Source organism: Steroidobacter cummioxidans, assembly GCF_003104955.1.
Genome location: NZ_LSRW01000104.1, coordinates 48,016 through 63,274, shown reverse-complemented (window position 1 = coordinate 63,274; position 15,259 = coordinate 48,016). Strand labels below are relative to the sequence as shown.

The following is a 15,259-nucleotide window of genomic DNA, read 5'->3' as shown; positions in this document are numbered from 1 at the left end:
GGCTCGGAGATGTGTATAAGAGACAGGTGTGTTGAACGCGCCGGGCGACTCGGAAGGATTTTCCACCAACTACAGCGGTGCGGGTTTCTCGGGCATGAAATTCAAGGTGCGCGGTGTGAGCGACACCGAGTTTCAACGCTGGGTGACGACGGCGCGGGCCGCCCAACAATCGCTGACCCGTGACGCTTATTTGCAATTGGCGAAGCCGTCGGAACGCGAGCCGGTGCGCTATTTCTCCACGGTGGACAAACAACTCTACGACCTGATCGTCGGCATGTGCGTCGAGCCCGGCAAGATGTGCATGCACGACATGATGGCGCTCGACCAGCGGGGCGGGCTGGGNGCCTTGGCGGGGAACTTTTAACAAACGTGGCCCGGCATTTCGGGGCGATCAGCCGCGCGCCGTGTTCGGCGCGGACCAGTCGCATGTCATCGGCATCTGCGCGGCGCCTACGGTCCGTACTTTCGAAGACGACTTGTTGCCACAGGTCGATCGTTCGCCGTTGCGAGGCGCGGGGCTGCCCCGGCCTGCGTCCGGCCGGTCCGGTTCATTGCTCGCGGACAGCGTCGATCCACGAGCTCGCGGTAATTGATGATGTCCCAAGCAGAGTTGCCAGTGTTGGATCCGATCTTTGGCCGATTGAGTCTTGCAGCGCTGCCGTTGCATGAGCCCATTCTGGTCGCGACCTTCGTTGCCGTAGCGATCGGTGGCATCGCGTTGCTCGCCGGCGTGACGCGCTATCAGTTGTGGGGCTATCTGTGGCGCGAGTGGATCACCACGATCGATCACAAGCGCATCGGCATCATGTACATGATCCTCGGCATCGTCATGCTGCTGCGTGGCTTCGCCGACGCCATCATGATGAGATTGCAGCAGGCGATCGCGTTCGGCGGCTCCGAGGGCTATCTCAACGCGCATCACTACGATCAGATCTTCACTGCGCACGGCGTGATAATGATCTTTTTCGTGGCCATGCCGCTGGTCACGGGCTTGATGAACTACATCGTGCCGCTGCAGATCGGCGCGCGCGACGTGGCGTTCCCGTTCCTCAACAACTTCAGTTTCTGGATGACCACGGCAGGTGCGATCCTGGTCATGTTCTCGCTGTTCGTCGGTGAGTTCGCACGCACGGGCTGGCTCGCGTATCCGCCGCTCTCAGGCATTCAATACAGTCCCGACGTTGGTGTCGACTACTACATATGGGCGCTACAGATAGCAGGCGTAGGAACACTGCTATCAGGCGTCAACTTGCTTGCAACCATCATCAAGATGCGTGCGCCCGGCATGACTTTGATGAAGATGCCGGTGTTCACCTGGACGTCGTTGTGCACGAACGTGCTGATCGTCGCGGCCTTCCCGGTGCTGACGGCGGTGCTGGTGCTGCTGTCGCTGGATCGTTACGTGGGCACGAACTTCTTCACCAACGATTTCGGCGGCAATCCGATGATGTACGTCAACCTCATCTGGATCTGGGGCCATCCGGAGGTGTACATCCTGATCCTGCCGCTGTTCGGCGTGTTCTCCGAAGTCACCTCGACGTTCAGCGGCAAGCGACTGTTCGGCTACAGCTCCATGGTGTACGCGACGGTCGTCATCACCATCCTGTCGTACATCGTGTGGCTGCATCACTTCTTCACGATGGGCTCGGGCGCGAGCGTGAACTCGTTCTTCGGCATCACGACCATGATCATCTCGATTCCGACGGGAGCGAAGCTCTTCAACTGGATCTTCACGATGTATCGCGGGCGCATCCGTTTCGAGCTGCCGATGATGTGGACCGTGGCCTTCATGCTCACGTTCGTGATCGGTGGCATGACGGGCGTGCTGCTGGCGGTGCCGCCGGCCGACTTCGTGCTCCACAACAGCCTGTTCCTGATCGCGCACTTCCACAACGTCATCATCGGTGGCGTGCTGTTCGGCTTGTTCGCCGGCATCAACTACTGGTTCCCGAAGGCGTTCGGCTTCAAGCTGGATCGGTTCTGGGGCCTGGTGTCGTTCTGGTTCTGGGTGATCGGGTTCTGGGTGGCGTTCATGCCGTTGTACGTGCTCGGTCTGATGGGCGTGACCCGTCGGCTGCGCTACTTCGAGGATCCGTCGTTGCAGATCTGGTTCCAGATCGCGGCGGTGGGCGCGGTTCTCATCGCGATCGGCATCGGTGCGATGGTGGTGCAGTTCTATGTGAGCTTCCGCAAGCGCAACGAGTTGCTCGACACGACCGGCGATCCGTGGGATGGACGCACGCTGGAGTGGGCTACCTCGTCGCCGCCGCCTGTTTATAACTTCGCGTTCACGCCGGTCATTCATGACGGCGACGCCTGGTGGGACATGAAACAGCGCGGCTATCAGCGCCCGTTGTCGGGCTTCAGGGCGATTCTCATGCCGGCGAACACCGGCGCGGGCTTCATCCTCGCGGTGCTGAGCACGGTGTTCGGCTTCGCCATGGTCTGGTACATGTGGTGGCTGGCGATTGCGAGCTTCATCGGCCTGGTCGGCTTCACGATCTATCACACCTTCAACTACAAGCGGGAATATCACTTGAGCCTGGAAGACGTGGTCCGCGCCGAAGACGAGCGCACGCGGCTGCTGGCGGCGGTGCGGAGCTGAGCGAATGGGACACGCACTGACCAGCGAACAAGCGGCGGCTCGCACGCTGTTCCATCTGCAAGACGAGCACGATCACGAAGCCGGCGGCAGCACGCTGCTGGGTTTCTGGATCTATCTGATGAGCGACTGCCTCATCTTCGCGGTGCTGTTCGCCACCTATGGCGTGCTGGGCGGCAACTTGGCGGCGGGGCCGGGGCCGAAAGATCTGTTCGATCTGTCCTTGGTCGCGCTCAATACCGCGATGCTGCTGATCTCTTCGATCACGTTTGGCTTCGCCATGCTGGCGTCCTACCGGAAGAATGTGGCGGCGACGCGAGCGTGGCTGGTCGTCACCGGACTGTTCGGCGCCGCCTTCCTGGGCATCGAGCTGTACGAGTTCGCGCACATGATTCATCAGGGCGCGACGCCTCAGCGCAGCGCGTTCCTGTCGGCGTTCTTCACGCTGGTCGGCACGCACGGGTTGCACGTGGCCGTAGGCCTGGTGTGGCTGATCACGCTGATGGTGCAGATCGGCAAGCACGGGCTGAACAAAGCGAACGCACGGCGGCTGGCCTGTTTGAGCCTGTTCTGGCACTTCCTGGACGTGATCTGGATCGGCGTCTTCACCTTCGTCTATCTGATGGGCATGCTGCGATGAGCGCTCACGAACACGCATCCGAGCCGCACGGCACGCTCAAGGAATACGTCACCGGGTTCATTCTGTCGGTCATCCTGACCGCGATCCCGTTCTACCTGGTGATGGGCGATGTGTCCTTGAGCAAGACCACCATCGCCTTCGTCATCATGGCGTTCGCCGCCGTGCAGATGGTGGTGCACATGGTCTACTTCCTGCACATGACGCCCAAGAGCGAGGACGGCTGGACGCTGACCTCGTTGGTCTTTACGCTGATCCTGGTCGTCATCACGCTCGCCGGTTCGCTATGGGTGATGTATCACATGGACACCAACATGATGCCCAAGCACGAGGCCAGTCAGCCGCTCTGAGCATCTCGGCTCGTCCGCCGCTGTCGCCGTTCCAGCTTGCGATCGTACTGATCGCGGCGTTGGCCGGTATTGGCGTGCTGATCGGCCTGGGCGTCTGGCAGGTGCACCGGCTGGCCTGGAAGCGGGACCTGATCGAGCGCGTCGAGCAGCGGGTCCACGCACCGCCCGTTGCGGCGCCGGGCCGTGAGCAGTGGCCCAATGTCGATCGGGCCAGCAGCGAATATCGCCGCGTTGCCGTGCAAGGCCACTATCGGAACGATCGGGAAACGCTGGTGCAGGCCGTGACCGAACTCGGCGGCGGGTTCTGGGTGCTGACGCCGCTCGTGACCGACGCCGGCTACACCGTCCTGATCAATCGCGGCTTCGTGCCATTCCCGTATCGCGATCCTGCCAGTCGACCGCAAGGTCAGATCGAGGGCGAGACCCGCGTGACGGGACTGCTGCGTCTGAGCGAGCCGGGCGGAGGGTATCTGCGAGCCAATGAGCCGGCGAGCGATCGCTGGTACTCGCGCGACGTAACGGCAATCGCGGCTGCGCGAGGCCTGAGCGACGTGGCGCCTTATTTCATCGATGCCGAGGCGCTGCACCCCGAAATCCCCGGCGCCCCCATCGGCGGCCTCACCGTGATCGCATTTTCCAACAGCCACCTGCAGTATGCGCTCACCTGGTTCGGGCTGGCATTGATGTTGATCGCCGGCACCGGCCTGGTGATCCGCCACGAGTGGCGCTTGCGAAGGCCCCAGATAACGTGAATTCCCTTGCCCTGACCGAGTCCCAGGCTCCGTCCCACATCGATACCGCGAATCGCAAGAATCTGGCGCTGCTGATCCAGTTGCGCTGGATCGCCGTGCTGGGGCAGGTGGTGACGATCGCGGTCGTGCACTATGGGCTGCGCATTTCCTTGCCGCTGGCGGAGATGGCGATGGTCCTCGCCGCGTTGCTGGCGCTCAACGCGCTCAGTCACGTGTGGCTGCGGCAGCATCTGCACATCAGCAGTCAGGCGCTGTTTGCCGCCTTGCTGCTGGATGTGGCTGCGCTCACGATTCAGCTGTACTTCAGTGGCGGCGCCACCAATCCGTTCACGGCACTTTATCTATTGCAGATCGCGCTGGCGGCGGTGTTGTTGCCGGGCCTCGGCGCGTGGCTCATCGTCGTGGTGACCTGCGTCGCCTTTGTGGCATTGATCGGCATCAATCAGCCACTGGAAGTGCAGCCCTCGACCAGCCTGTTGAGGCTGCACATCCTCGGCATGTTTGTTTGTTTCGTGCTGGGCGCCGTGTTGCTCGTGGTCTTCATCAGCCGCATGTGGCGCAATCTGCAGGAGCGCGATACCTATCTGGTCGAGTTGAAGCGGCGCGCCGAAGAGGAGGACCACATCGTGCGACTGGGTCTGCTGGCCTCGGGCGCCGCTCATGAATTGGGCACACCGCTGGCCTCGGTGTCGGTGATCCTGGGCGACTGGCGGCGCATGCCGGAGATTGCCCAGCATCCGGACATGCTGCAGGAACTGCTGGAAATGCAGGCTGCGATCGGTCGTTGCAAAAGCATTCTCAGTGGCATCCTGCTGTCGGCAGGCGAGGCGCGTGGCGAGGCGCCGGTCGTGACTTCGCTGCATCGATTCCTCGACGAGATCGCCCGCGACTGGTCCGACGGCCGACCGAGCGGAACACTCCAATATCATGCGGGCGTGGGCGCGTTGGGCGAGGACATGAGGATCGTGTCGGATCCGACGCTCAAGCAGGTGGTGACCAATCTGCTCGACAACGCTTTCGAGGTTTCGCCGGGCTGGATCCGATTGAACGTCGAACGGCGGGGTGACATGCTGCGGATCGAAGTGCTCGATCTGGGGCCGGGCTTCACGCCGCAGATGCTGGAGAATTTCGGCAAGCCCTACAACTCGACCAAGGGACGGCGCGGCGGCGGGCTTGGCCTGTTCCTGGTCGTCAATGTCATTCGCAAGCTCGGCGGCAGCGTGTCGGCGCACAATCGTCAGCCGGGCGGCGCCACGGTGACGGTCGAGTTGCCGCTGGCCGCGTTGGCGTATCGAGAGAGAGAGCGGGGCTGAGACTCATCATGACCGAGCCGGGCGCTGAAAAATTGTTGCTGATCGTCGAGGACGACGAAGCGCTGGCGCGTACGCTGAAGCGCTCGTTCGAGCGTCGCGAGTATCGTGTGTTGACCGCGTCGAGCCACGACGATGTGGTCGAGCTGCTGAAGACGGAAGCGCCGGGCTTTGCGGTCGTCGATTTAAAGTTGAATGGTGCCTCTGGCCTGGCGTGCGTGCAGACATTGCATGCGCACGATGAGGAAATGAACATCGTCGTCCTCACCGGCTTCGCCAGCATCGCCACTGCGGTGGAGGCGATCAAGCTCGGCGCTCGTCACTATCTGGCCAAGCCGTCCAACACCGACGATATCGAAAAGGCGTTCGGCAAAACGCAGGGCGACACGGATGTAGAGCTCGGCACGCGGCCCTCGACCATCAAGACGCTCGAATGGGAGCGCATCCAGCAGACGCTGGCCGACGCCGATTTCAATATTTCCGAAGCAGCTCGCCGCCTCGGCATTCACCGCCGCACGTTGGCGCGAAAGCTGCTGAAGCGTCAGGTCAAGTAGCGCGGATGGTTACGGGCTAAGCCTGTCGTCGATACAGAGCCAAGGACCCTGCCAGGGTGAGCAGTACTCCGCCACACACGCGATCGAGCCACAGCGCGCCTTGTTCTCGAAGCAGTCTGATCGCCTGCATTCCGGCCGCGGCATATGCGAGCATTATCATGAAGTCGATAGTCACGAACGCGCATGCCAAGGCGGTGTACTGCGGCAACTGGGGCTCTGCAGGAACGATGAACTGCGGCAGAAAAGCGGAAAAGAACAAATAGCCCTTGGGGTTGGTCACGGCGACCAGGAAACTACGGGCAAACAGCGCCGCCGCCGACGCCGGTGGACCCGGTGTGACGCCGACCTGCACTGACAACGTTCCCTTGGAGCGAAGCAGGCGGATGCCAATGTACGCAAGATAGGAAACACCCGCCCACTTGACGACGCCGAACCAGAACGCGGACGTGGCCAGCAAGGTGCCCAGCCCGATCGCTACGGCCGCGATCAGCACGAAATCCGAAAGCATCGCCCCCGCCATGCCGGCCAGCGAAGCCCGGACGCCGTAACGTGACCCGTTGGTCAGGGCCTGCAACACTGTCGGTCCGGGCGTGGCAATGCCAATGAAGGCGACCAGGGAGAAAACCAGCAATGTTTCGAAGGTCATGGGGCACGAGGTCGTTGTTCTCGAATCGAGTCTACTACGGACGCGCCATTTCGTGCGCACGGACGGCTGCGGCCATTGAAGTCCTTGCGCTGGTCACTGGCCGCGGGCAGATTACCGGCCATGCGTAAAACCCTGCTCGCCAGTGCGGTACTGGCTGTATGCAATCTGTGGTCGGTAGCGTCGGTCGCTGAGAACCTGCCCAATCCGGAGCAACTCGCCTCGATGGCGGCGCGCTTTGCGCCGGTCGAGGTGCAGGTCGATCTGACCAATCTGCCGCCGCAGGAACGAGCGGCGCTGGCCAAGTTGGTGGAGGCATCGCGTTATGTCGATGCTTTGTTCATGCGCCAGCGGTTCGCGGGCAACGATGCATTGCTCTTGCAGTTGCTGTCGGACCGCAGCGCTTTGGGCCGTGCGAGGGTCGACTATTTCCTGCTCAACAAGGGCCCGTGGTCCGAGCTCGATCAGGATCGTCCGTTCCTGCCGGGCGTGGGCGCCAAGCCGCAGGGCGCGAATTTCTATCCGGCCGACGCGACCCGCGAGCAGCTCGACCGTTGGATGCAAGGTCTGCCGCAAGCCGAGAAGGCCGAAGCCACGGGCTTCTTTACGACCATTCGTCGCGGCGCCGATGGCAAGTTCATGGCCGTGCCTTATTCGCTCGAATACCAGGGCGAGCTGATGGAGATGGCGCGTCTGCTGCGCGAGGCGGCGGCGCTCACTCAGCAGCCGACCTTGAAAGCATTTCTGGAGAAGCGCGCCGAGGCGTTTGTTGCCAACGATTACTACGCCAGCGACGTGGCCTGGATGGAGCTGGACGCTTCGATCGAGCCTACCATCGGGCCCTATGAGGTTTACGAAGACGAGTGGTTCAACTTCAAAGCAGCCTTCGAATCCTTCATCACCCTGACCGACGCGGCGGAGACGGACAAGCTCAAGCGCTTCAGCTCGCAGCTGCAGGATCTGGAAGATCATCTGCCCATCGACAAGAAATTCCGCAAGCCGAAGCTCGGCGGTTACTCACCGATCAAGGTCGTGAATGTCGTGTTCGCGGCGGGTGACGGCAATCACGGCGTGCAGACCGCTGCGTTCAACTTGCCGAACGACGAGCGTGTGGTTGCGGAGAAGGGCTCGAAGCGGGTGCTGTTGAAGAACTTCCAGCAGGCGAAGTTCGACAAGGTGTTGACGCCGATCGCGGCCATTGCGCTCGTGCCACAGGATCGGTCGCTGCTGTCGTTCGATGCATTCTTCACTCACATTCTGATGCACGAGCTGATGCACGGTCTCGGCCCGCAGACCATCGAAGTGGGCGGCCGGCAGACCACAGTGCGGCAAGAGCTGAAGGAACTGAACGGTCCGCTGGAGGAGGCCAAGGCCGATGTCTCCGGGCTCTGGGCGCTGCAGTACCTGATGGACAAGGGCTTCCTCGACAAGAAGCAGGAACGCAACATGTATGTAACGTTCCTGGCCTCGACCTTCCGCACGCTGCGTTTTGGTTTGAACGCCGCGCACGCGAAGGGCATGGCGTTACAGGTGAATCATCTGCTCGACGCCGGTGCCGTCCGCATCGACTCGGAAGGTCGCTTCTCGCTCGATGTTCCCAAGACCAAGCGAGCGGTCACGGCGTTGACGAGCCAGATCATGACGCTGCAGGCGCATGGCGACTACGCCGGCGTCAAACGTCTGATGGATCGCATGTCCGTCATCCGGCCCGAAGTGCAGCGGGTGCTGGATCAGCTGGGACAGGTGCCCGTCGATATCGCTCCCCAGTTCGTTACCGCGAGCACTCTGGCGCAGTAATACGGGATCACTCGAATAGCCAGGGATCGCGCCAGCTGAGCGCCGCGACCGTCGTCGCGGCGCTCACGCTGCGCTGTTCGAGTTCATTTGAATTGAGCAGTTGCAGCTGCACGTCGCGGCGGGTCAGTTCGGCAAGCTCGTTTGCCCATTGCGAGCTTTTGGCGAGCCACACGGGCAGGGCGTCGTCGCCGTCCGAAGTTGGCTCGAGCGCAATGAATACCACGATGAGCGAGTCGCGATCCTCGACAGCCCACAGGCGGCGAATCGATTCATTCGCGGCGTACCACTCGGTGAAACAGTCCGACATGCCGGCGCTCTGCCGTGGGTCGGTCGGGAATCGATTGACGATGGGTTCCATGGCACCTCCGGCTCAGGCATGCGCGGGGTAGTGTGCAACTAAATGAGCCGCAGAACACACCTGAAGTGTCAGAGTCTGCCAGCCAGCCACAACGCCATGTTGCGAACGTAATGATGGACCGAGGCCATCGCCGGTGAATTCGGCAGGTCATAGACCGGTGTTTCGCTGACGAAGTCGGGGCTGCCGCGGTGGGGATCCCAGTTGTAGTCGGCGAAGTGATGAAAGGTGGATTCTGCGATTGCGGGGCCGTCGGTTCCGCTGCGTTCGAAGGCTACAGCGATGTTGAATTGTTGGCCGCTCGACAGGCTGTGGCCTGTCGCGATCACTCTGGCATGCGCAGCGGAAGCGGGGGCGATCACTGCGCCTTCATGGGGGTGCGCGGGCAGAAACCTGATCGTGCCAGTGTCGGATTCCATGTCGTGCATGACAGGATGCACTGGCGGCACAGCAGTGATTCGCTGAGCCGCACCGTTCGCGCCCGAGTGAAAGTTGGGCCACTGGATTTGTGGTGTATCTGTGTCGTCCGGCGGTGGAATGCTCGGACCTGCATTGTGCGAATGGAACACGTGAGCCGCACCGATGTCGCCGAGGTCGCAGATCGAGCAACCCAGATCCATGTGATCGCGAGTGATCATGAGCCCGCCGCCCCGAGCGCGGAAGCGCAGAATTCCGGCGCGGTCCACATCGTCGAGGCCATTGCCCTCATCGACAGCAAACAGCCATAGCTCGTCATAGTCGGAGCGGTCGAGCGCAGACAGCACCGAATCCGGCGCGCCGAGCGGGTCTCGATCGCGCGCAGTGACATTGAACATGGGAGCACCATCGGGCGTGCTCAATGAAGCGAGATAGTCACGCAGCATCGAGAAGCGGCCGATGTGCCAGTCGTTCTCGGTGGGCTCGATGGTCGTTTGCAGCAGGATATTGATCGGCTGGTTCATAGCGCGTGCTCCTACTCCCGCGGGGACTGATTCCACACGGCACCGTAATCGTAGCAGGCGCAACTGAGAGCCGGCATCCTCCCACTGCGTCAGCGCAGCGGCCTGAAGAACTTGCGAATGTCCTCGGCGAGCAGTTGCGGCTGCTCCCAAGCGGCGAAGTGACCGCCGCGAGGCAGGTTTGACCAGTGCACGACATTGAACGCGCGCTCGGCCCAACTGCGCGGAGGCATGGGGAGTTCCTTGGGCAGGTGGACGATGCCGCAGGGCGGCGTGATTTTCTGCCCGGCCGCCAGATGAAAAGGATGTTCACGCGATTCGCTGTAGAAACGCAGGGCGGAATGGACGGTGCCGGTGAGCCAGTAGAGCATGATGTCGGTGATCATCTCGTCCTTGGTGAGCGCTTCGTCGGGCTCGGCCCGACAGTCGCTCCAACTGCGAAATTTCTCGACATGCCATGCCGCCAGGCCCGCGGGTGAGTCGGTAAGCGCGTAGCTCAGCGTCAGAGGTTTGGTGCCCTGGATCGCGATGTAAGCACCTTCGGCGTCGGCCCACTTCGCCACCCGCGCCAGATAATCCTCCTCGGCAGCACTCAGCGGTGGATCGCTGGGGCTCAACGCGGGGCGGGAGCGCGTCGAGAGATAATTGAGATGCAGGCCGAGGATTCGGTCCGGATGTCGCAGTGCCGTGGCGGCGCTGATCCACGATCCCCAATCGCCGCCTTGCACGCCAAAGCGCGAATAGTTCAAGCCGCTCATCAGCTTTGCCCACAGATCGGCAACGACGAAAACGTTTGTTCCTCGCTGCGCCGGGCGACTCGAAAAACCATAGCCGGGAATCGAAGGCGCGATCACAGTAAAGGCATCGGCAGGATCGCCGCCATGGGCGGCTGGATCGGTCAGCAGCGGAATGATCTTGAGCATCTCCACGACGCTGCCTGGCCAGCCGTGCGTCAGCACCAGCGGGAGGGGCGCTGGCCCTTGGCCAACTTGATGGATGAAGTGAATGCGATGCTCGTCGATCTGCGCGGTGAACTGAGGAAACGAATTCAAGTGTGCTTCGTGACGCCGCCAGTCATATTCATTGAGCCAGTAGTCGACGAAGCCCTGCATATACGCCAGCGGCGGGCCGTAACGCCAGGGCTCGGCATCGATCTCATCTGGCCAGAGTGAGCGGCGCAGTCGCTGCTGCAGATCGTCCAGTGCCAGCGATGATGCCTCGAAGCGAAAGCGGTCGATCTTCAGACTCGTCATGGATCCTCCTGTCGCGCGCCGAGTCTACAAGCGGTGCGACGGGGACAAATCCAATTAAAAGGGCCGCCGATCTATGAGCCGAAGTTATATCAGCCGGCAGTGACTGAGTGTTTGCGCCTGGGCAGGAAGTGCAGGATGGCAACGATCACACCGCCTACCACGAGCCCGACGACAGCCGCGCCCGCTGCGAACGTCAACCACGCGGCGACTGCGCCGAGCACCGGTGCACGATGAGCTTTCTCAGCGAGTGCTTCGATAGCAAGGGGCACTGTGTCCAGGTGAAAGTGTTCGAGTCCGTGCACGAGAATTCCGCCGCCTACCCACAGCATCGCGGCGACACCGATGACGCTGAGTGCTTCCATGAGATGAGGCATCGACTTCACCAGTCCTCGTCCGACGCTACGTCGCAGCGCCGAGCCGCGTCTGGCGAGGTGCACGCCGATATCATCCATCTTCACGATCAAGCCAACGACGCCATAGACGCCAATCGTGAGCGCGAGGCTCACGAGCGCGAGCGCACCGGCTTGGATTGCAAACGGACGATCCGCCACGGTGGCCAGAGCAATCGCCATGATCTCGCCTGAGAGAATCAGATCGGTGCGAATGGCGCCCGCCACCTTCTGCGCTTCGATCTCGGCGGAGCTCTGCGCGAGCTGCTCGACCTTGGGCGGCTGATCCGCATCGTGCGGGCTTTTCACGATCGATTCGATGATTTTCTCGGTGGCTTCGAAACACAGATAGGCGCCGCCGAGCATCAGAATCGGCGTCACTGCCCAGGGCGCGAACACGCTCAACAGCAATGCGCCCGGCAGCAGGAACAGAAACTTGTTTCGCAGCGAGCCGAGCGAAATCTTCCAGACGATGGGCAGCTCGCGTTCGGGCGTAAAACCCATTGCATAGCCAGGGGTCACGGCCGCGTCGTCGACGACCACACCCACCGCCTTGGAGCCGGCTTTGCCAGCGGCTGCGGTTACATCGTCCAGGGACGCCGCCGCGAGTTTGGCGATCGCCGCAACGTCATCGAGGAGTGCCGCAAATCCTGAAGCCATTGCGCAAGATTGGCGTGCCCGCGTCGACAAAGCAAGGAAATGACGGGTAGCCACGGGGGTGAAAACTCGCACAGACACTTTTACATGCAGGCGAAGCAACGACGGGCCGCCAGGGCATCTGTGCCCTGGTTCAGGGCTTCTCCGATGGGATCCCATAAGGCGGACTTGTAACGTTTCTTCATCGCCCCGGCCGCTCTGCCAGACAACGAGGAACCCTTGATGACTGAACGTTCGCCGAAGTCTATTTCGAATCGTCCCGCGGCGCGCGCTGTGCGTGTCTGCTTGATCGCGGCCGCTGCTGTCACGTCCGCTGCGGCATCCTTCGCCGCTGCTGCTGTTCCTGTAATTCCGGGAGCGAAGACTTCCGGCATCAACACGTCCGCCGGCCGCGGCGGCACTGTGTATCGCGTGACCAATCTCAACTACGACGGCGCCGGCTCGCTCAAAGCATGCGTCGATGCGAGTGGTCCGCGTGTGTGCGTGTTCGAAGTCTCCGGCACGATTCCACTCAGTGACGATCTCACAGTGCGCAATCCAAACATCACGATCGCAGGACAGACTGCACCGTCGCCCGGCATCATGCTGCGAGGGGCGGGCCTGCTGGTGAAGGCATCCGACGTGCTCGTCCAGCACATTAGCGTGCGGCCCGGCGACGATCCCGCCGGCGAGCCGGCCAGCAATCGCGACGCCTTGAAGATCGAAGGCCCGGACGGCGGCGCTGCCATCACCAATATCGTGATCGATCACTGCTCGTTCACCTGGTCGCTCGACGAAATGGCGAGCGCCTGGCAGAACTGGAACAACATCAGCCTGACCAACAATATCTTCGCCGAGGCGCTGCACGAGTCCATTCATCCGGAGGGCAAGCATGGCTTCGGCGTGCTGATCGGGCCGGTGGACGGCAACGCGACCCTGGCCGGCAATCTCATGGCGAGCATGGAGTCGCGTATGCCGATGACGGCCGCGACCAAGGTCGCTCTGGTCAACAACGTGATCTACAACTGGAGCAACACCGCTACGGACCTGCAAAGTCGCGGCGCGGTGACCCAGAACTCCGTGGTCGGCAACGTGTACGTTCGCGGTCCGGATACCGCCAGCAGCAACCCGCCGATCGGTTTGCGTGCGGATGCAAGCGCTTTGCGCCCTGGCGCCAAAGTGTTCCTCGTCGACAATCAGGCCGGGACGGCGACGACCGATTACGACTGGTCGGCGGCGGGCTCGATCTATGGCTCGTTGACGCCTGCGGACTTCAGATCCAGCTCGCCGGTGTCGTGGCCGGCCGGCATGACGACGCTGCCGACTTCGGACAACGTGGTGAAGAATCACGTGCTGAAGAATGTCGGTGCTCGCCCGGCCGATCGCGACAGCGTGGATGCTCGTATCGTCGAGGGAGTGCGCAACGGCACCAATCGCATCATCAATTGCGTGGCGCCCAATGGCACTGCGCGCTGCGAGCGCAATGGCGGCGGCTGGCCGGCGATGGCTCAGAACTCGCGTCCGCTGAGCTTGCCCGCGGACCCGAACGCGGTGACCGAGAGCGGTTACACGAATCTCGAGCTGTGGTTGCACGGCATGGCTGCGGACGTGGAGGGGCGCCCACGCAAGTCGCCCTCATCGCCGGTGCTGGCCAACAATTAAATTCACCTGGGTTGTGAGTTCGCCGTCTGCGTCCCTCGTGCAACGAGGGACCCAGGCGGCTTTTTTATTCCATGCCAAGGTAGGCTGAAAACACGCAACGGCGTGCTAAAAAAACCAACCGAAGCGGCCAAAATAGCAATCCCATGCCCGCCGACTTCGCCTATAAAGCTCGCCGTTCCTGTTCAAGGCGAAGCAATGACCAACGCAACGACCGACACATTCGTCGACATACCGGCGGGGCGGATTTTTATTCGTCAGTGGCACGTTGCACGGGCCCAAGGCTCACCCCTCGTGCTGCTGCACGATTCGTTGGGCAGCGTCGAAATGTGGCGCGATTTTCCCGCACTGCTGGCCGAGGCGTTGCATCGACACGTCATTGCCTATGATCGACTCGGCTTCGGCCAATCTACGCAGCGCACGGACCGGCCCTCGATCGAGTTCATCGATGCCGAGGCGGAACGATATTTCCCTGCCGTGCGCAGCGCCCTGGGACTGGAGCGTTTTGCGCTGTTCGGTCACAGCGTAGGCGGATCGATGGCGCTGCGAATCGCAGCGTCGTTGGGCGAGGCTTGCGACGCGGTCATCACTGAGTCCGCGCAGGCCTTCGTCGAGCCACGCACCCTGGAGGGAATTCGTGCTGCACAGACGGCGTTCGAGGATCCCGTGCAGTTGCAGAAGCTCGCGAAGTGGCACGGCGATCGAGCACAGTGGGTGCTCGATGCCTGGATCAAAGTCTGGCTGTCACCCGAGTTTGCGAACTGGAGTCTCGACCCGCATCTCGGCCGCATCCGTTGCCCGGTGCTCGCGATTCATGGCGATCATGACGAGTATGGCTCGGAGGCGTTCCCGCGTCGCATTGCCGGCGGTGTGAGCGGACCGTCGCAGATGATCCTGCTCGAAGGGTGCGGCCACGTGCCGCATCGTGAGCGGCGCGAGGAAGTGCTGCAGCTGACGACCTCGTTTCTCAAAGAGGCAGCTGCGACGACTGCTTGATCTTCTGCATCGGGATCTCGGACTTGATGCTCTTCACCGCTTTGATGCGGCCCAGATGCTCGGTCTGAAAGCGCCGATAGGCATCCAGATCCGCGGTCGCCACTCGTAGCAGGAAGTCACAGTCGCCCGCCATCAAGTGGCACTCGGTGATCTGCGATAGATCCTTGATCGCCGCAATGAAGGCGTTGACGGTGTCTTCGTCCTGCCCGGTGAGCCAGACCCGCGCGAACACAGTGAAGCCCGCGCCGACCTTGCTCGGGTTGAGCAAAGCGACATAGCGCTCGATCACGCCGCTGGGGAAGCTGCCGTAAAAGCCAAGTGTCCCGGGAGCGGCGGGCGCAGTTCAAGCGAAGTTTTCGCCGCCCCCGGAGTGCGGTAGGCTCCGGGC

The 15,259-nt window shown here is 62.1% G+C and carries 15 protein-coding genes and 1 pseudogene; 10 read left to right on the top strand and 6 right to left on the bottom strand.

All coding sequences use genetic code 11. The features are described 5' to 3' along the window. The first annotated feature begins 94 nt into the window (after positions 1 to 94). The 7 genes from D0550_RS32905 (at position 95) to D0550_RS32870 (ending at position 6,205) form a co-directional block, all read left to right on the top strand. Positions 95 to 364 carry a COX aromatic rich motif-containing protein gene (locus D0550_RS32905; protein WP_422664267.1) on the top strand — a complete coding sequence of 90 codons (270 nt, stop codon included), beginning with the start codon at positions 95 to 97 and terminating at the stop codon, positions 362 to 364. A gap of 231 nt (positions 365 to 595) precedes the next feature. Continuing rightward, positions 596 to 2,605, top strand: coding sequence for a cytochrome o ubiquinol oxidase subunit I (gene cyoB, locus D0550_RS32895; RefSeq protein ID WP_116813416.1), 2,010 nt, complete (start codon positions 596 to 598; stop codon positions 2,603 to 2,605). A gap of 4 nt (positions 2,606 to 2,609) precedes the next feature. After that, entirely contained in the window at positions 2,610 to 3,242 is a 633-nt protein-coding gene (cyoC, locus tag D0550_RS32890; RefSeq protein WP_116813415.1) for a cytochrome o ubiquinol oxidase subunit III, read from the top strand. Continuing rightward, positions 3,239 to 3,589, top strand: a complete 351-nt coding sequence (gene cyoD / locus D0550_RS32885; RefSeq protein ID WP_116813414.1) for a cytochrome o ubiquinol oxidase subunit IV — start codon at positions 3,239 to 3,241, stop codon at positions 3,587 to 3,589. Before cyoC ends, cyoD begins: the two co-directional genes overlap by 4 nt. 59 nt (positions 3,590 to 3,648) lie before the next feature. Continuing rightward, a complete protein-coding gene (locus D0550_RS32880) occupies positions 3,649 to 4,341 on the top strand; it encodes an SURF1 family protein (RefSeq protein WP_241520993.1) in 693 nt (230 codons plus the stop codon). After that, positions 4,338 to 5,654, top strand: coding sequence for an ATP-binding protein (locus tag D0550_RS32875; RefSeq protein WP_206606689.1), 1,317 nt, complete (start codon positions 4,338 to 4,340; stop codon positions 5,652 to 5,654). Before D0550_RS32880 ends, D0550_RS32875 begins: the two co-directional genes overlap by 4 nt. A gap of 8 nt (positions 5,655 to 5,662) precedes the next feature. Further along, on the top strand, positions 5,663 to 6,205 hold the full coding sequence (locus D0550_RS32870) for a response regulator transcription factor (RefSeq protein WP_116813412.1): 543 nt from the start codon (positions 5,663 to 5,665) through the stop codon (positions 6,203 to 6,205). Between the two features lie 16 nt (positions 6,206 to 6,221). On the opposite strand, the gene D0550_RS32865 is transcribed toward D0550_RS32870, so the two are convergent. Beyond that, positions 6,222 to 6,851 carry a LysE family translocator gene (locus tag D0550_RS32865; protein WP_116813411.1) on the bottom strand — a complete coding sequence of 210 codons (630 nt, stop codon included), beginning with the start codon at positions 6,849 to 6,851 and terminating at the stop codon, positions 6,222 to 6,224. 120 nt (positions 6,852 to 6,971) lie between these two features. Between D0550_RS32865 and D0550_RS32860 the strand changes: the two genes are divergently transcribed. Beyond that, entirely contained in the window at positions 6,972 to 8,645 is a 1,674-nt protein-coding gene (locus D0550_RS32860) for a dipeptidyl-peptidase 3 family protein (RefSeq protein ID WP_116813410.1), read from the top strand. Positions 8,646 to 8,652: 7 nt separating this feature from the next. Here the strand turns inward: D0550_RS32860 and D0550_RS32855 are convergent, their stop codons facing one another. The 4 genes from D0550_RS32855 to D0550_RS32840 form a co-directional block, all read right to left on the bottom strand. Then, positions 8,653 to 9,003, bottom strand: a complete 351-nt coding sequence (locus tag D0550_RS32855; protein WP_116813409.1) for a hypothetical protein — start codon at positions 9,001 to 9,003, stop codon at positions 8,653 to 8,655. A gap of 68 nt (positions 9,004 to 9,071) precedes the next feature. After that, complete coding sequence (locus D0550_RS32850; RefSeq protein WP_116813408.1) at positions 9,072 to 9,941, bottom strand: hypothetical protein; 870 nt, start codon at positions 9,939 to 9,941, stop codon at positions 9,072 to 9,074. Positions 9,942 to 10,030: 89 nt separating this feature from the next. Next, a complete protein-coding gene (locus D0550_RS32845) occupies positions 10,031 to 11,191 on the bottom strand; it encodes an epoxide hydrolase family protein (protein ID WP_116813407.1) in 1,161 nt (386 codons plus the stop codon). 89 nt (positions 11,192 to 11,280) lie between these two features. Beyond that, on the bottom strand, positions 11,281 to 12,240 hold the full coding sequence (locus tag D0550_RS32840; RefSeq protein WP_116813406.1) for a DUF808 domain-containing protein: 960 nt from the start codon (positions 12,238 to 12,240) through the stop codon (positions 11,281 to 11,283). A 219-nt stretch (positions 12,241 to 12,459) separates the two neighbouring features. Here D0550_RS32840 and D0550_RS32835 point away from each other — a divergent pair, with 219 nt between their 5' ends. Together D0550_RS32835 and D0550_RS32830 are read left to right on the top strand one after the other, a co-directional pair. After that, positions 12,460 to 13,878, top strand: coding sequence for a pectate lyase family protein (locus D0550_RS32835; RefSeq protein WP_116813405.1), 1,419 nt, complete (start codon positions 12,460 to 12,462; stop codon positions 13,876 to 13,878). A gap of 195 nt (positions 13,879 to 14,073) precedes the next feature. Beyond that, positions 14,074 to 14,871, top strand: a complete 798-nt coding sequence (locus tag D0550_RS32830) for an alpha/beta fold hydrolase (RefSeq protein WP_116813404.1) — start codon at positions 14,074 to 14,076, stop codon at positions 14,869 to 14,871. Here D0550_RS32830 and D0550_RS32825 read toward each other — a convergent pair. Beyond that, positions 14,843 to 15,166: pseudogene (locus tag D0550_RS32825) on the bottom strand (Lrp/AsnC family transcriptional regulator); the annotation flags it as partial. The gene D0550_RS32830 and the pseudogene D0550_RS32825 sit on opposite strands and share 29 nt — an antisense overlap. Positions 15,167 to 15,259: the final 93 nt, after the last annotated feature.

Coding starts and splice junctions, on each gene's coding strand:
- D0550_RS32835 (WP_116813405.1), top strand. CDS start 12,460: ATGACTGAACGTTCGCCGAAGTCTATTTCGAATCGTCCCGCGGCGCGC.
- cyoB (WP_116813416.1), top strand. CDS start 596: ATGTCCCAAGCAGAGTTGCCAGTGTTGGATCCGATCTTTGGCCGATTG.
- D0550_RS32855 (WP_116813409.1), bottom strand. CDS start 9,003: ATGGAACCCATCGTCAATCGATTCCCGACCGACCCACGGCAGAGCGCC.
- cyoC (WP_116813415.1), top strand. CDS start 2,610: ATGGGACACGCACTGACCAGCGAACAAGCGGCGGCTCGCACGCTGTTC.
- cyoD (WP_116813414.1), top strand. CDS start 3,239: ATGAGCGCTCACGAACACGCATCCGAGCCGCACGGCACGCTCAAGGAA.
- D0550_RS32870 (WP_116813412.1), top strand. CDS start 5,663: ATGACCGAGCCGGGCGCTGAAAAATTGTTGCTGATCGTCGAGGACGAC.
- D0550_RS32830 (WP_116813404.1), top strand. CDS start 14,074: ATGACCAACGCAACGACCGACACATTCGTCGACATACCGGCGGGGCGG.
- D0550_RS32840 (WP_116813406.1), bottom strand. CDS start 12,240: ATGGCTTCAGGATTTGCGGCACTCCTCGATGACGTTGCGGCGATCGCC.
- D0550_RS32860 (WP_116813410.1), top strand. CDS start 6,972: ATGCGTAAAACCCTGCTCGCCAGTGCGGTACTGGCTGTATGCAATCTG.
- D0550_RS32865 (WP_116813411.1), bottom strand. CDS start 6,851: ATGACCTTCGAAACATTGCTGGTTTTCTCCCTGGTCGCCTTCATTGGC.
- D0550_RS32845 (WP_116813407.1), bottom strand. CDS start 11,191: ATGACGAGTCTGAAGATCGACCGCTTTCGCTTCGAGGCATCATCGCTG.
- D0550_RS32850 (WP_116813408.1), bottom strand. CDS start 9,941: ATGAACCAGCCGATCAATATCCTGCTGCAAACGACCATCGAGCCCACC.